This window comes from Streptomyces sp. NPDC029292, from assembly GCF_055569295.1.
In genome coordinates this window covers 259,172-273,428 of the sequence record NZ_JBVHXR010000013.1, presented here as the reverse complement: position 1 = coordinate 273,428, position 14,257 = coordinate 259,172, and the positions used below count along the sequence as shown (strand labels likewise).

16 protein-coding genes, 1 tRNA gene and 1 pseudogene are annotated in these 14,257 nt (G+C 67.6%); 5 read left to right on the top strand and 13 right to left on the bottom strand.

Annotation, left to right across the window (positions count from 1 at the left end; translation table 11 throughout):
* Window positions 1–383 precede the first annotated feature (383 nt).
* Window positions 384–740, top strand: a complete 357-nt coding sequence (locus ACZ4WS_RS27770; protein WP_467984462.1) for an ASCH domain-containing protein — start codon at window positions 384–386, stop codon at window positions 738–740.
* Between the two features lie 207 nt (window positions 741–947).
* On the opposite strand, the gene ACZ4WS_RS27765 is transcribed toward ACZ4WS_RS27770, so the two are convergent.
* A complete protein-coding gene (locus tag ACZ4WS_RS27765; RefSeq protein WP_467984524.1) occupies window positions 948–1,274 on the bottom strand; it encodes a GNAT family N-acetyltransferase in 327 nt (108 codons plus the stop codon).
* A 74-nt stretch (window positions 1,275–1,348) separates the two neighbouring features.
* Between ACZ4WS_RS27765 and ACZ4WS_RS27760 the strand changes: the two genes are divergently transcribed.
* Complete coding sequence (locus tag ACZ4WS_RS27760) at window positions 1,349–1,654, top strand: HIT family protein (RefSeq protein ID WP_467984461.1); 306 nt, start codon at window positions 1,349–1,351, stop codon at window positions 1,652–1,654.
* Between the two features lie 298 nt (window positions 1,655–1,952).
* Window positions 1,953–2,026: transfer RNA gene (locus ACZ4WS_RS27755), tRNA-Met, on the top strand.
* A gap of 109 nt (window positions 2,027–2,135) precedes the next feature.
* Here ACZ4WS_RS27755 and ACZ4WS_RS27750 read toward each other — a convergent pair.
* The gene (locus ACZ4WS_RS27750) at window positions 2,136–2,984 is read right to left on the bottom strand and encodes an HARBI1 family protein (protein ID WP_467984522.1); all 849 of its coding nucleotides are present in this window, start codon (window positions 2,982–2,984) and stop codon (window positions 2,136–2,138) included.
* A gap of 157 nt (window positions 2,985–3,141) precedes the next feature.
* On the opposite strand from ACZ4WS_RS27750, the gene ACZ4WS_RS27745 reads away from it, so the two are divergent.
* Window positions 3,142–3,537, top strand: coding sequence for a VOC family protein (locus ACZ4WS_RS27745; protein ID WP_467984459.1), 396 nt, complete (start codon window positions 3,142–3,144; stop codon window positions 3,535–3,537).
* 60 nt (window positions 3,538–3,597) lie between these two features.
* Here ACZ4WS_RS27745 and ACZ4WS_RS27740 read toward each other — a convergent pair whose 3' ends face one another.
* From ACZ4WS_RS27740 to ACZ4WS_RS27720, 5 genes are all read right to left on the bottom strand, one after another.
* Window positions 3,598–4,548 (bottom strand): CU044_5270 family protein, encoded by a 951-nt coding sequence (locus ACZ4WS_RS27740; RefSeq protein ID WP_467984457.1) that lies wholly within the window; start codon window positions 4,546–4,548, stop codon window positions 3,598–3,600.
* Window positions 4,541–5,197: an RNA polymerase sigma factor gene (locus tag ACZ4WS_RS27735; RefSeq protein WP_467984455.1), complete on the bottom strand. Its 657-nt coding sequence runs from the start codon at window positions 5,195–5,197 to the stop codon at window positions 4,541–4,543. Before ACZ4WS_RS27735 ends, ACZ4WS_RS27740 begins: the two co-directional genes overlap by 8 nt.
* 732 nt (window positions 5,198–5,929) lie before the next feature.
* Window positions 5,930–6,736, bottom strand: a complete 807-nt coding sequence (locus ACZ4WS_RS27730) for a thioesterase family protein (RefSeq protein ID WP_467984453.1) — start codon at window positions 6,734–6,736, stop codon at window positions 5,930–5,932.
* Window positions 6,737–6,758: 22 nt separating this feature from the next.
* Complete coding sequence (locus tag ACZ4WS_RS27725) at window positions 6,759–7,085, bottom strand: branched-chain amino acid transporter permease (RefSeq protein WP_467984451.1); 327 nt, start codon at window positions 7,083–7,085, stop codon at window positions 6,759–6,761.
* On the bottom strand, window positions 7,078–7,272 hold the full coding sequence (locus ACZ4WS_RS27720) for a hypothetical protein (RefSeq protein WP_467984450.1): 195 nt from the start codon (window positions 7,270–7,272) through the stop codon (window positions 7,078–7,080). The genes ACZ4WS_RS27725 and ACZ4WS_RS27720 overlap by 8 nt, the downstream gene beginning before the upstream one ends.
* Between ACZ4WS_RS27720 and ACZ4WS_RS27715 the strand changes: the two genes are divergently transcribed.
* Window positions 7,265–7,486: a hypothetical protein gene (locus tag ACZ4WS_RS27715; protein WP_467984448.1), complete on the top strand. Its 222-nt coding sequence runs from the start codon at window positions 7,265–7,267 to the stop codon at window positions 7,484–7,486. The genes ACZ4WS_RS27720 and ACZ4WS_RS27715 overlap by 8 nt on opposite strands.
* A 32-nt stretch (window positions 7,487–7,518) precedes the next feature.
* Here ACZ4WS_RS27715 and ACZ4WS_RS27710 read toward each other — a convergent pair whose 3' ends face one another.
* The 6 genes and pseudogenes from ACZ4WS_RS27710 to ACZ4WS_RS27685 form a co-directional block, all read right to left on the bottom strand.
* The gene (locus ACZ4WS_RS27710) at window positions 7,519–7,863 is read right to left on the bottom strand and encodes a hypothetical protein (protein WP_467984446.1); all 345 of its coding nucleotides are present in this window, start codon (window positions 7,861–7,863) and stop codon (window positions 7,519–7,521) included.
* A gap of 595 nt (window positions 7,864–8,458) precedes the next feature.
* Window positions 8,459–10,099: a phosphoglucomutase (alpha-D-glucose-1,6-bisphosphate-dependent) gene (gene pgm / locus ACZ4WS_RS27705; protein WP_467984444.1), complete on the bottom strand. Its 1,641-nt coding sequence runs from the start codon at window positions 10,097–10,099 to the stop codon at window positions 8,459–8,461.
* A 177-nt stretch (window positions 10,100–10,276) separates the two neighbouring features.
* Window positions 10,277–11,284: an MASE1 domain-containing protein gene (locus ACZ4WS_RS27700; protein ID WP_467984442.1), complete on the bottom strand. Its 1,008-nt coding sequence runs from the start codon at window positions 11,282–11,284 to the stop codon at window positions 10,277–10,279.
* Window positions 11,285–11,334: 50 nt separating this feature from the next.
* Window positions 11,335–12,165, bottom strand: coding sequence for a PP2C family protein-serine/threonine phosphatase (locus ACZ4WS_RS27695; RefSeq protein ID WP_467984440.1), 831 nt, complete (start codon window positions 12,163–12,165; stop codon window positions 11,335–11,337).
* 238 nt (window positions 12,166–12,403) lie between these two features.
* Window positions 12,404–12,577 (bottom strand): annotated as a pseudogene (locus tag ACZ4WS_RS27690) (IS1380 family transposase); the annotation flags it as partial.
* A 375-nt stretch (window positions 12,578–12,952) separates the two neighbouring features.
* Entirely contained in the window at window positions 12,953–14,071 is a 1,119-nt protein-coding gene (locus tag ACZ4WS_RS27685; RefSeq protein WP_467984438.1) for a PP2C family protein-serine/threonine phosphatase, read from the bottom strand.
* Between the last annotated feature and the right edge of the window lie 186 nt (window positions 14,072–14,257).

Here is a 14,257-nt window from a genome sequence, read left to right as displayed (position 1 = left end):
GTTCGATGCCGGACGCTGAACCACAAGCTGACTCCAGTTGCCCCGGCTATCGCTTCCTGCCAGTCAGCAGCCCGCGGGCTGCCCTGCGCCCTTGCAGGACGCCACTCCGTGGGCGGTGCGGCTGACGGCAAAGCGTCGATCGCCGCGCGAAGGAAGGCCATCGCTGCTTCGATGCGAGCCTTCTGATGACGGTGGACCACTTCGCCGACAAGCGCTGCCGCGGCCGCGGCCGCCATACGCGGGCCGAAGTCGCCCGAACGCGACTACCAGCAACAGGCCACCGCAGCCGAACAGACCCTCCTCCACCTGCAGACCTGCTACCGGCAGGCCGCCGAGATCGGCCGCATGATGACCACACCAGTACCCAGGAGCGTTCCCGCCCCATGACCGACACCACCGCCCGCGTCCACGAACTCAACCTCTACCGCAAGTACTTCGACCTCGTGGCCGCGGGCACCAAGACCATCGAGGTGCGGGTGAAGTACCCGCACCTCGAAGACCTCACCACCGGCGACATCATCCGCTTCCGCATCAAGGGCACCGAAGAGACCTGCGACGTCCATGTCCTGCGCGTCACCGAGTACAAGACCTTCGAGGCACTCCTGCACGGCGAAGGACCAGCCAAGGTCAACCCCAACGCCACCCGCGACGAACAGCTCGCCAACATCCGCACGATTTACGGCCCCGAGAAGGAAGCCCTCAGTGCCCTCGCCATCGAGATCGAACGCACTGCTCCGTAGGCAGTGGCCAGGAACAGGGGCTCTCCCCGGGCTCGGCAGGAGCGGGTGGGCGCTAGGGTCGCGCCGACCAGCTGCTCCATAGACCGCTCGAGGTGAAGCGCGCGTCATGGCCCTTGCACGTCAGCGCGCCATACAGCAAAGGCCGGCTGACACCTGACGGTCCCGGCTCGGCGGCCGCCAACAGAACACACCCCGAACAACCCCTGCTCAGCCGGTTTGCTGAGCGTGCTCAGCTGTCCTTGCCTTCCATTGGTCTGCCGTCATCCGCCAGACGACATCAATCCCCACTTCGCCAGGAGCGACGGGCCCTTGAGGTACGTGTATGCGCTCAACCTCAGAGAACCCCAAGCGGCGGGCGACGGCTCCGCTGGCGGGGTTGGCGGCATCGTGATGGATCTCGATGCGGTCGATGCCCGCGAGCTGGAAGCCCTGGCGGACAAGAGCCGCAGCGGCCATCGTGGCCAGACCCCGTCCGGTCCAATGAGGGTGAAGCCAGTAGCCGATGTCGAGGCCGCCCGCACCGATGCGGCGCATGAGGCCGCAGCTGCCGATCACCGCAGCATCCGACGTGATCGCATAGCCGAAGGCCTGCGCCAGGGCACACGCTGGTGATTCCGACCTCCCACTACGCGGACATCTTCGACACTCCGGCGGAGGTCCTGGCCGCCACGATGGCGCTGGTCCAGAGCCTTGCCGGGAAGATGCGGACCGAGTTGCAGGCGGGAGGTGTCGACATCCTCAGCGCCAACGGCCCCGGCTCGGAGCAGTCCGTACCCCATCTGCACTTCCACGTGGTTCCCCGGTGGTCGGATGACGGATTCTCAACCTGGCCGACGCAGCGGTCCCAGCATCAGATGTCAGACGATCCCTTCAGACAACTTGCCGACGCCATGAGGCCCGATCGAACGAGGTGACCGCACCACAGGAGCTGAGCCAGACCCGGCACGCCGTTCGGGGCGGGCGCCTGGGTAGATTCCCGCTTTCGTCTGGACGGGGCGGTCGCGACGTTGCCCAGTCTGATCGTGACTCTCGTCGTCTACGTCATCGTGATTCTCTGACTGCGGGCCGGGCAGCAGGGCTGCCCGGCCCGCAGATGTATCGGATAGCGCGGCAATGGAACTCTTGCCGGATACCGAATTGCTCCCGCGTTCGCCTCGCGGGGCGATCTTGGTCTTGGGGGCGGGAAACGTGGCGTAGTGTGGAGTACTACGACGCGGGGTGGAGCAGCTCGGTAGCTCGCTGGGCTCATAACCCAGAGGTCGCAGGTTCAAATCCTGTCCCCGCTACTGAAACACCTGAGGGGCCAGCACGGTTGCTGGCCCCTCAGGCATGTCTTCTCGCGCTCCCGCACTGAGCCCTTCTCGGTAACGTCTCGTGACGGTTCGTGATCTTCGTTCAGCTGGTGCGGCCCTGTTCCATCTGGAGCAGGACGAGGACGGCGCGGGTGATCCGGGTGATCGCCTTGGGGTCGAGGCTGACCCTGCGCAGAGCCTTGAAGGTCACCTTGAGGAGGGCGTTGACGCGTTCGGCCACGCCGTGGACGCCTCGGATGACGGAGTTGAACGCCTTGGCGTCGTCGGTGAGTTCGCCGCCCTTGGGTTTTTTGACCGGGTGGCGGAGGCCGGCCCCGGCGTTCTGGGAGCCGAGGTCGGTCAGGGTGGGGATGTCGAGGGTGTCGGCGAGCCGGTTCAGGGCGGCGATCAGGCCGTGGGTACGGGCGCAGGTGGTGTCGTGCTCGCGGCCGGGCCGGACCGGCGAGACCCAGAGCGGCCGGCCGTCGGGTGCGGAAATGACCTGGACGTTGCCGCCGTGGTGCTTGCGCTTGCCCGACCACCACAGGTCGGCCTTGTTCGGGCCGGGGGCGGCGACGCGATCGGTACGGATGACGGTGCCGTCGAGGTTGAGGTGTGTAAAGCCGGCCGCGGCCGCGCGCTCCCGTGCGGTGGACAGGTCCGGGGCGTTGTCGGCGAGCACGGTCAGCACTTCGTGGAGGTAGCGGTAGGCCGTCGGGACGGAGATCCGGTTGTCGCGGGCGAGTTGAGTCAGCCGGGTACCGTCCAGGAACCGGCGCAGGATCAACACGCTCTGTGTGAACGGCCCCAGGGCGCGGGTGCCCTTGCGGGTCCCGAGACGCTCGCGGTGTTCGAGCAGCAGCTTCGCGAGGGCCTCAGCAGTGGCCCGGCTGACATCGAGCACGCCGGTGCAGCTGATACTGGTCAACGCGTCAAGCCTCTCGGTACCCAGAACCTGTTCTTCGCAGACCTGTTCCTACCAGGGGCTTCTCGCGTATCTGATGCCGGCTCAAGCCCGCCTGATGTCCCTAGTGAGGAAGATCCCGGATCTGTCGGACGGGCGGCACGGGCCAATACTCTGAGCCCCGTCCGCACTATCTGGGAGAGTCATGACAAGTAGGTTCACCGAGTTGGCCGTTGACTGCCACGATCCGGAGATGCTCGCGGCCTTCTGGTGCGAGGTCCTGGACTTCAAGGTGATCGACCGGAGCGAGGGCAAGGTCGAGATCGGCTCCTGGGTGCCGACCGTCGAGGATGTTCGGGCCCGCCAGATGCCGCCCACCCTGCTGTTCATCCAGGTGCCCGAGGGCAAGACCGTGAAGAACCGGCTTCACCTCGACGTCAGCCCGATCGACGGCAGCACCGAGGACGAGGTGACCAGATTGCTCGGCCTCGGCGCCACCAAGACGGATGTGGGCCAGGGCTCAGACCGAAACTGGGTGGTCATGGCAGACCCCGAGGGCAACGAGTTCGACGTCCTACGCACCCTGGCACCGCAGAACTAGGCCGCGAGTGGGCACCCGCACCCCATCACACACCGCAACTATCACGTTGCCGAGAAGACCTCACTGTGTACGGGGGCGTTGGCCAATGCGGTCGACCACGGCGATCTGCTGGAGGCTCCTCGTTTCGTAATACGGGTTGGTCTCCTGCCACTGACCGTTCACCAGCTTGGTGGTGCTGCCTTTGAGCCGCATACCCAGATATGCGTAGGTGTTGCGGTCGAAAAGGAAGGTGAAGTCGATGCCTGGGTAGGACACACCAATTCCGTGTCGGCCGAGGACGTCCACCTCATCTTGGTCGACGTGCACCCGCGGGATATCGGCGAGCGCCTCGAACGCAGCAGCCTGAAGCCCTGGCGGCATCACCCGCGGTCCCTGGATGAGCAGACATGCTTCGAAGAACGCGTTTCGGTCCGTCTGCGGCGTGCTCTTCTGCCCGAGGCGGAGCGCTTCGAGGAGCTCGTCAGGGTCTGTGGGCAGCTTCTTGAGCTTGGCGTAGACGGTGGGCGGCCACTGCACTTCATGCTTACCGAGCGGCGGATCATGGTGGACTTTCCCGTACTCCTGCCGGCGAGAGGGCTTGGAACCGTCGACCGACATCCAACTCTCGTTCGTCCAGGTGCGTGTCCTGCCGCCATTCCGGGGTGTCCGTGCGATGTAGGTCTTGGTGTAGAAGTACTGGTCGTCGCGCGGGATGGGCAGCCGGCTGTGGTCGGCTCTTGAAGCGTCCGCAGCCTTCTGGAGGATCTGGGCTGCGCTGAGCATGGTGAGGTTCGGCGTGCCCGCATCGTTGCTGTCTCTCGTGACCGCGACGGCGATACCTGCCACGGCTGCGGCGGCAGCGCCGACGAAGGCGCCGCGCAGAACGAGGCGCCGGGGCAGTCCGCCTCGCGTGCCCTGGCGCGTTTCATGGTCGATGGCGCCGATAAGGCGGGCCCGAGCCGCAGCGCGTGCCTGTGGAGTGAGCTGGAGGTTGTCGGCTTCCCATTCCCGCAGCTCAGTGAGGTCATCCATGATCGTGCTCCTTATGGAGTGCAGCCGCGGAGGGGGCATCCTGGGCGCCCACTGTTTTACGTAGTTGGGCACGCGCCCGGTGCAGGCGTGAGCGCACGGTGCCGATGGGAATGCCCAAGGACTCTGCGGTCTCCGCATAGTCGAGGTCACCCCAGGCGACGAGGAGTAACACGTCACGGTGACGGGCGGGCAACTTGGCGAGCGCGCCCGCCAGCATTCCCGAAGAGCGTTCGGCGCTGACTCTCTCGGCGACTCGGTCCTCCATGGGCTCGTCCTCTTCGCTCTCCCCGCTGGATGCCAGGGAGGCCGCACGTGACATCGCGCGCAAGCGACGGGCCTCGGCTCGCCGGTGGCGTCCGACGAGGTTGGTCGCGATGCCGTACAGCCATGGACGTGCTTGGGCCTGAGAGAGGTCGTAGCGACGACGCTGCTGGAACGCGATCACAAACGTCTCGGCCATCAGATCATCGGCCGCATCGACACCCAGCCGTCTGGCCACGTAGCGGTGGATGTCGCCGGCGTGGCGGTCGAACAGTACGGCGAAGACATCCGGCGTCTCCCAGGACTCCTTTACGACCAAGGCGTCGGAAGCAGACTCGTTGTCATCCCGGGCGCCGTGCCAGGCATCGACGCCCGGCGAGAGCGTCACCGGTTGCCTCTTCGGTTCATGTACTTCCCTTGAAATCGTTCGCGTGGACAACAGTGGTTCGCCGATGACCTCGCACGAGTTCCACATCCTTGATGTGACCTGAGCCACATGTCTATCCGGTCCAACAAACGCAGGACTTCGTACGGGCGTAGGCGAGGGAGCATCACCGGGGGCGTGATGCACCACGCACCGCTCACGGCGACCGCAATTGCCGTCAGCGGCGACGTGGATCCATGTGGTCAGTCTGCCGCGGGACCGGCCGATCGCGTGGCCGGCCGGGATCCCCTCCTGTGAGCCCCGGCCGCATGCTGGTGAGCGCGCACGGCCAGTTGCCGTACTTCTCGGGCAGGTGGACCCACTGTGTGGACCGGCTGTCGTGGTGACCCCCTGGAAGGGTTGGCCAGTGGATAGGCCCTTCAGTTGCTGATCGCCGGGGCGCTGCGCACGTAGGTGCCGTCGGAGCCACGCGGACCAGCGTCCAGTCCAGATCGCCGGCGCGCACGGCCTGGGCCGCGCCTCACACTTCGGCGTAAGCGCGGGGCGCAACGGTCTCTACGAACCGGACCAGGGCCTTGAACTCGGCATCCGGCGGATCGTCCGGGTCCGGGACGCTGCATGTGGACGCGATCACGAACCGCTGCACGCTGCACAGATCAGGGAGAGCCCGTGGCCCACCCGTTTGTTCCGGCTTGGCCAGGGGCTCCCGCATGCGCGAGCAGACTTCGCTTGTGATCACTGGTTCGACATGGGGCGGATGGTGAGGATCTGCTGTGCGTGTCCGACCGGGCCGTTGATGTCGTGCAGGACGGTGCTGGTGAGACCTTGGCCGGTGGGGCCGAACGTGACCGTGGTGTCCAGTCCGGTCCAGCGGCCCTCGGGCCGGCGGTGGAGGTGGACGGTCAAGTCGACGTTGGGGAACATCCAGGCGGTGGGCGGCTGTTGGACGGCGATGCCGTTGGCGGTGTCGACGAGGGCGAGGTAGGACGCGAGCGGGCTGCTGGGCTCGTCGGCGACCAGGTCGACGCGGGTGGAGACCCAGGCGGTCGTTCGGCCCGGCTGGGGTGGTGCAAGTGGGCGGACGTCCAGCGAGGCGATATACCCGCCGGGCCACACCGAGGCCATCGGCCACGGGGTGAGAGCCTCGGGCGGGGTGAGCCGGTCGTCGGGGCCGCCGGCGGCGGCGGAGGTGTCGAGGGTGGCGAGGAGCCAGGCACGGGCCCGCACCACGGTGCGGTCGGCGATGAGCACCACGGCTTCGATCAGCTCGATGGTGCGGCCCGGGCGGATGGTGTCCACCTGGATCTCGCACTCGTCGAGGTCGAGGCGCCCGAGGATGTCGTAGCTGATCCGGGCCAGGAGCAGGCCGGTGTTTGGCCGCGCGGCCAGATGGCGGTCGATGGCGTGGACGACGAGGCCGCCGAGCGGGCTGAAGTGCTGTTCGTCGGGGTCCCAGGCTCCACCCGCGTGGGGCGTCGGCTTGTAGCGGTGCTCATCGATGCGCTCGTAGTAGCTTTCGGGGACCGGGGTGCCGGTGTTCAACGGACGCTTCTCCTCGGGCTGATCACAGGGTGTTGAGCAGGACGACGTAGACGGCGGTGCCGATGCCCACGCTCAGGATCGTGCGGCGGCCCCAGCCCAGGTGGACGCCGATGGTGACGGCGACCGCGAGCAGCGCGTACCACGTCCCGTGCGGGTCGCCGGTGATCGTGCCGTGCAAGGCCGTCACGGCGAGGATCGCGAGGATGCCGACCGGCATCCACAACGACAGTTGCCGCACCGTCGCCGAGCCACGCAGTGTGCGCAGTGCCGCGAACGGCAGGGCGCGCAGGGCGAGGGTGATGCTGAAGACGATCGCCAGGACGGCTATGAGGTACGAGGTGCTAGGCATCGGCGGTCCCCTTGGCGGGGCGGCGCGCGGTGAGCGTGTGCCGGGCGAGATGTAGGCCGCCGAACAGCAGCAGCGCGGTGAACATGGCGAGGCCCGCGGTCAGCACGAGCGCGATCGTGACACTGGCGCCGGCGAGCAGGACCGAGGGGATCTCGCTGCGGGAGCGGAACGAGTCGAGGGTGAGCACGGTGAACAGGGCGCACAGAGCGAACTCCGCGGACGGTGGCGAGCACGGTGGCCCCGGCCCAGCGGGCGAGCTGTGCGGCGAGCGCACCGACCCCGCCGAGGACGCCGTGCACCAGCACGAGTTTGCCGTCGACCGGGCCGTCGGCAGCAGCAGCGGCCGGATGAACTCCCACTGGGCATCGGACAGTTCATGGCGACGTATCACCGGACCATGATCCACGAATTTGAGATCAGTGGACGGGCAGACTCAGGAACGCGTCGGCAACGGCTTCGGTGGCGCTTCGCATCCGGCGAGGCAGAGCCTGAGGCGGCACTGGTCTTCGGCTTCGACGAACACCCGCTGCCCCCAGTAGGCGGTCAGGCGGTGCGCGACATCGACCAGCCGACGGCGTTCTTCAGGCGTGTACGCCGGGAAACGTACCCAGCCTTGGTCGGCGATTTTGTTGCCCAGTTCACTGAACAACACAGCCCGGAAGCGCTGCTCTTCCTCGTCGGTCAGCGGTGTGGCAGTGCCCTCCGCGGGCCGCAATCGGACGTTGTAAAGGTCTCGTATCACTGTGCGGCTCGCAATCTGGCTCAAGGTCTGCTTCACGGGAGCCTACCGACTCACGTTTGACGACAGCCCCTGGGAAAGTGAGGCGGTCGGCGCAGCACCGCGTGCCGTTCGGCCACATGGGGCAGCGGGGAGAGGAACGCCAGAATCGGACCCATGGACCTGCGGCAATCACCCTGGCTGCCGCGGCCCTCGGACGATCGACGGGCCGTACCCGGGCTCGGCGATACGAGTCAGGCCCGGGGCGGTCGGCCGAGCGCTCGCCCATGGTCGGCTTGGACCTCAAAGAGGGCGGCCGCCTCAGGATTGCTCGTAAGGACAGGCCGTCCGAAGTACGCCGGGACGTGCACCGGCACGAGGCGTACTTCGGTGCCATAGGTGTGGGCGGCATCGAAAAGGGCCTGCAACACCTCCAGGCCCTCCAGGCCAAGGCCACCGATGAGCGCGCGCCACGTCTACGTTTCGGGGTTATGCATCGCGATCGGGCGGAGCTTGTCCCACTGCTCCTGCCAACGGGGCCCGGCGGCCCGTGCCGTCCAGATGGTGGCCTCCAACACCCGAAGTCACGTCTCGGGAAAGCTCTGCCGCCGCACACCGACCGCTACGCGCCTCGTCGCCGATCACGCAGGCGGTGTCAGCCACCCAATGCCGCCGAGACCACGACTTTCGCCTCCTCCTGTACCTGGCGGAGGTGTTCGGTTCCGAGGAACGACTCGGCGTAGATCTTGTAGACGTCCTCGGTACCCGACGGACGGGCCGCGAACCAGGCGTTGGAGGTGGTCACCTTGATGCCGCCGATGGGCGCGCCGTTGCCCGGCGCATGGGTGAGCACCGCAGTGACCGCTTCTCCGGCAAGGGTGTCCGTGCTGACCTGTGCGGGCGAGAGCTTCGCGAGGAGGGCTTTCTCCTCGCGGGAAGCAGGGGCGTCGATGCGCTCGTACGCGGGGGCGCCGAAACGCGCGGTCAGCGCGGTGTAGTGCTCCGACGGCGTCATCCCGGTCACCGCCGTGATCTCGGAGGCGAGCAGGGCCAGGATGATGCCGTCCTTGTCGGTGGTCCACACCGAGCCGTCGCGGCGTAGGAAGGACGCGCCGGCCGACTCCTCCCCGCCGAAACCGAGTGAGCCGTTGACCAGCCCGTCCACGAACCATTTGAATCCCACGGGCACTTCGACCAGTTGACGGCCCAAGTCTGCGGCAACCCGGTCGATCATCCCGGACGACACCAGCGTCTTGCCGATCCCTGTGCCCGCGGGCCACTGCTCGCGGTGGGAGTACAGGTAGGAGATGGCGGCGCTGAGGTAGTGGTTGGGGTTCATGAGCCCGGCGTCCGGTGTGACGATCCCGTGGCGGTCGGCGTCGGCGTCGTTGCCCGTGGCGATCCGGAAGCGGTCGCGCTGCTCGATGAGCGAGGCCATGGCGTAGGGCGACGAGCAGTCCATTCGGATCTTGCCGTCCCAGTCCAGCGTCATGAATCGCCAGGTGGGGTCGGTGAGCGGGTTGACCACGGTCAGGTCGAGCGCGTGCTGTTCGGCGATGCGTCCCCAGTAGGCGACCGAGGCCCCGCCCAGGGGGTCCGCGCCGATGTGCACGTCGGCCGCGCGGATCGCGTCGAGGTCCAGCACGTGCGGCAGGTCGGCCACGTAGGTGCCGAGGAAGTCGTAGCGGCCGGTCCCGGGGGCAGCCAGTGCCCTGGTGTAGGGAATGCGCCGTACGCCCTTGAGGCCGCCCTCGATGAGGTCGTTGGCCCGGTCCTGGATCCAGGATGTCGCCTCTGAGCCCGCCGGGCCGCCGTTCGGCGGGTTGTACTTGAAGCCACCGTCGGCAGGCGGGTTGTGGGAGGGGGTGATCACGACCCCGTCCGCGAGGCCCGAGGACCGTCCGCGGTTGTGGGTGAGGATGGCGTGCGAGACCGCCGGAGTGGGTGTGTAGCCGTCCGCGCTGTCGAGGAGCACCGACACCTCGTTGGCCGCGAATACCTCCAGGGCAGTGACCTTCGCGGGCTCCGACAGCGCATGGGTGTCGGCGCCCAGGAAGAGGGGACCGTCGATGCCCTGGCCCTCGCGGTACTCGCAGATGGCCTGACTCGTCGCGGCGATGTGATCCTCATTGAACGCGGTCGCCAGTGACGACCCGCGGTGTCCGGACGTGCCGAAGGCGACACGCTGGCCGGGCTCTGCCGGGTCGGGGTGCAGCGCGTAGTACGCGGTGACCAACCGGGCGACGTCGACGAGGTCCTCGGGACCGGCTGGACTGCCCGCTCGCTCGTGCTGCATGTGCCCGCACCTCCACATCGGTTCTTCTTCGTTTGTGCTCTCATCTTTCCTCAGCGAACGCCGCGGACGTGTACTGAGGCGATGACTTGAGGCGCAACTGGATGCGGCGCCCTCGGCACCACCTGGCCGCCGCCTGCGGGACGGCAGCGGCGATTGTTCTGGGACGACGGGAGTGGCTCACGGCGCTCTGCGCTGTCGTCGTCGGCCGCCGTCGGCCAAGGGCGGCGGCGTGGCCGACGGATTCCCGAGGTGTTCCAGGACTTCCACCAGTTCTTGGCAGGCCAATTCCACGGAGCGCCTTGTGTTGCGCTGCTCCGTGATCACAGCGGACAGGAGCAGAGCGGTCAGGGCCATGGTTCCGTTGAAGGCCTGGAGCTTGATCATCACCTCAGTGTCACTCAGCCGTGCGAACGGACCGACTCCGTCCGTGGCCGCGACGGTGGCCATGACTGAGGCGAAGAGGGCGCACAGCACGCTGCCCGTACGCGGGAAACGCAAAGCTGCCCAGATCAGCAGCGGATAGACGAGGAACAGCAGGCTGATCGAACTGTGCGTGGCCAGCGGCACAAGGACACAGGCCGCGAGAGCCAGCGCCACGGCCTCCTTCCATCGCGTCAGACGCAGCGGCCACCGTGCCCTGTACAGCATGAGAAGGACCGGGGTGACGATCAGGACACCCATCGCGTCCCCCACCCACCATCCCAGCCAGACGGGCCAGAAGCCGTCCGGGGCGAGCTTGTCCGTGAGGATCAGGAGGGCGACGCCCACATTCGCGCTGATCAGCATGCTGGCCAGGGCTCCCAGGAACACCAGTGCGAGACCATCGCGCAGACGGCTGAGGTCGATCCGGAAGCCCACCTTGCGCAGCATGAGGTACGCGCAGATCGGGGCGGCGGTATTGCCCGCAGCGATGCCGATCGCAGAGAGATCGAACGAGGAGAGGGACAGGACGACGAGGAGCGCACCGAATGCGATTCCGAGCCAGGAGCGGATCCCGAAGATCAACAGGCTGGCCACCGCCACGCCGGTGGGAGGCCAAATGGGCGTGAACACCGCGCCCTCGACAACGAGCTGCCGCAGGAGTCCCAGGCGCCCTGCCGCGTAGTAGCAGGCGGCGACTGCCAGCGTCTGGAGAGCGACGACCAGCGGTTGGCGCAGCTCATGTGTACCCGCCACAGCAGCCATCAGACACCTCCGCCGCCCTGTCGGCGAGGCGGGAGACGTGGCGTGCCGCCCTACGGCTGAAGGTTGCGCGCCTCGTGGCCGACCACCAGTACGGCCGCGTCGTCCTCGTGTCCCACGCGCCCGGCACCCTTGATCACCGCGGCGGCGAGCGAGCCCGCCGGCATACCCGCCACGGCGGCGATGCCCGCGAGCCGTACCACCTGGTCGAGCCCCTCGTCGACACTCATCGAGGGTCCCTCCACCACTCCGTCGGTGAGCAGGACGAACACCCCGCCCGTGGTGAGCCGGTACCGGGTCACCGGGTACTCCATGCCCACCTGGATGCCGAGCGGTGGCCCCCCTTCGTCCTCGGAGATGCCGGATTTCCCGTCCGCCGTCGCCCAGACGCAGGGGATGTGTCCGGCCCGTGCGCTCTCCAGCACTCCGCTGGACGGGTCGAGCCGCATGAATGTGCAGGTGGCGAAGAGATCGGTGCCAATGGACAGGAGGAGGTCGTTCGTCCGGGCGAGGACTTCGCCCGGCTCGCTCGTGACGGAGGCGAGCGCACGCAGGCCGACCCGGACCTGACCCATGAACGCGGCCGCCTCGATGTTGTGACCCTGGACATCGCCGATGGAGAGCCCGATACGTTCGTCGGGCAGCTTGAAGGCGTCGTACCAGTCTCCGCCCACATTGAGGCCGTGGCAGGCCGGCGCGTACTTGACGGCCACGTCGAACCCGGGGGCGGTCGGCATGTCTCCGGGGAGCATGCCGCGCTGCAGCTCGATGGCCAGCTCGACCTGTGAACGCTGGAACTCCGCGCGTTCACGCGCCTGAGCGGTCAGCGACCTGAGTCTGGCCAGCAGCTCGTCGCCGTCGTCCGGTGGGCGCTTGCGGGACATCAACCACCCCGGGAGGAAAGCTGCACCATGAAGACAAAAGACAACATTTCGCCTTTACCGGATGATAGCGACACAGGTGGCGTGACCCGACATCGGTGCGTCCCGGCCCGGCGGGGACATCGGTGCGTCCCGGCCCGGCGGCACAGGCCTCTGCCCATGACATCCTCGACCGGGCTGCCGATCGTCATGCCGTCCACCGAGCGCGCGACCATCCGTCCGGGCCGCCCTCGGGTTCCGCATCCAGAAGGATCTTGCCCTGATCGTGCACCGCCCGAGGACGCCGCCACGGCGCGAGCGCCGCCGATACCGCTCCGTCCGAGCCGGTCTTGCGGACCGTCTCGACCGGCAGCAGCCTGCCGGCTCTGCGAGACACACCGCGACCGCCACCTGCGGTAGGCGGACGCCGCGCCATGGGAACGCGTAAGGCCAGTAAGAACGGGAGCTGTCCGACGGCAGGTGACTTCCTGGGCCCGTCGGGCCGTGAGCAGGGAGAACCAGCCCAAACAGCGCAACGCAACCCTTCCCACCTACACATGTCGCCAGCCATCGGCCGCCGTCCGCCTGAATCCCTCACGCCGGAGTGGAGGCGTGGAGAGTATCGCCGGGGGCCCATGCGCAACCCCGGATGCCCTGTCGTGACCTGCCAACCTCCTGATCACCAGTGCGAACGACTGACTGTTGTGGTCTGTCTCGCCGAGGTATGCGGCGAATCACCGCAGGTCGGGTTGAGTGACGGCAGTTGGCCAGGGTGAACCGGCGGTGAATCCCCACCACGGCATCCAGCCACCTACGCCGGGTGCTCCTGGCCCTGGGTGTTCGGGCACCTCACCGCGAGGGCCGCGATGTCGTCGCCGAGCCTTCCGCCGCTGTAGTGCAGCAGGTCACGGTGAAGCCGGTCGAGCAGGTCGCGGGGCGGCTCCGGGCCCTGCCGTCGCATCCAGTCCGGCAGCGGGAAGAACTCGCCGCTACGGTCCCGGGTCTCCGATACGCCGTCGGTGTAGAGCAGCAGCTGATCGCCCGGGGCGAAGGCGACGGTGTCGACGCAGTAGTGGTCACCAATGAGCGCTGCGAGGTTGAGAGGCGGCGAGGGGGTGGTGGGCTCCAGGACGCGGATCCCCCCGCGATGCGCAAGCAGCGGCGGAGGGTGCCCGCAGTTGAGAATTTTGATGTGGCCGCCGCCACGCGGGATCTCGGCAATGAGAGCGGTGGCAAAGCGCTCCGGCAGATCCTGGCCGGGAAACGCAGCGCTGTGGCGGGCGATACTGGTCTCCAGTCGATGGATGATGCCCCTCAGGTCGGGCTCGTCGTAGGCGGCCTCCCTGAAGCAGCTGATCACCGCCGAGGCCGCCCCCACCGCGGACAGACCCTTGCCCCGAACGTCGCCGATGAGCAGCCGGACCCCGTACGGTGTGCCGGCTGCCTCATAGAAGTCGCCGCCGATGCGGGCCTGCTCTTGCGCCGACAGATACAGCGACTCGATCTCGACGTCCTCGATGCGGCGCGGCAGGGGGCGCAGCAGCACCTTTTGCGCCGCGTCGGCGATGAGTCGGACCTGGAGGAGTATCTCCTCCCGCTGGAGTCGGGCATGGCTTGCGTATGCGGCCGCCAAGGTGACCGCGATGATCGCAGCCGCCGTGTACTCCGTCCCCAGATCGGCGTAGAAATTGCTGAGGACGATCATGACCAGCAGGCAGAACGTCCCCAACAGGATCGTGGGAAGCACGGGCCACATCGCGGCGGCAAGGGCGGGGGCCGCGGGCAGAAGGCGGCTGAAGGCGAAGTCCCTCGGTGTGGAGAACGCCAGGCCGGCGATGAGGACGGTAAGGACCAGCGGTGACAGCTGGGCCGCATCCCACCGGCCTCCGTAGGGGGGACGATGACGCCGCAGCCGCCCGAACATGATCACAAAGTGCATCATATCGGTCTAAGCGGACATCCATCTCTGCCGGAATGTGCACGCATGAGCAGCGATCAGCCGATTGAACCGCAGAGTCGTGGGGGGGGGGGGGGGGGGGGGGGGGGGGGGGGGGGGGGGGGAGGGGGGGGAGGGGGGGGGGGGGGGGGGGGAGGAGGAAAGACAACAAAAGAGAAG

What these genes read in the sequence shown, in the direction of transcription:
- ACZ4WS_RS27770 (WP_467984462.1), top strand. Translation starts at nt 384, where the DNA reads ATGACCGACACCACCGCCCGCGTCCACGAACTCAACCTCTACCGCAAG.
- ACZ4WS_RS27765 (WP_467984524.1), bottom strand. Translation starts at nt 1,274, where the DNA reads ATGCGCCGCATCGGTGCGGGCGGCCTCGACATCGGCTACTGGCTTCAC.
- ACZ4WS_RS27745 (WP_467984459.1), top strand. Translation starts at nt 3,142, where the DNA reads ATGACAAGTAGGTTCACCGAGTTGGCCGTTGACTGCCACGATCCGGAG.
- ACZ4WS_RS27740 (WP_467984457.1), bottom strand. Translation starts at nt 4,548, where the DNA reads ATGGATGACCTCACTGAGCTGCGGGAATGGGAAGCCGACAACCTCCAG.
- ACZ4WS_RS27725 (WP_467984451.1), bottom strand. Translation starts at nt 7,085, where the DNA reads ATGCCTAGCACCTCGTACCTCATAGCCGTCCTGGCGATCGTCTTCAGC.
- pgm (WP_467984444.1), bottom strand. Translation starts at nt 10,099, where the DNA reads ATGCAGCACGAGCGAGCGGGCAGTCCAGCCGGTCCCGAGGACCTCGTC.
- ACZ4WS_RS27700 (WP_467984442.1), bottom strand. Translation starts at nt 11,284, where the DNA reads ATGGCTGCTGTGGCGGGTACACATGAGCTGCGCCAACCGCTGGTCGTC.
- ACZ4WS_RS27695 (WP_467984440.1), bottom strand. Translation starts at nt 12,165, where the DNA reads ATGTCCCGCAAGCGCCCACCGGACGACGGCGACGAGCTGCTGGCCAGA.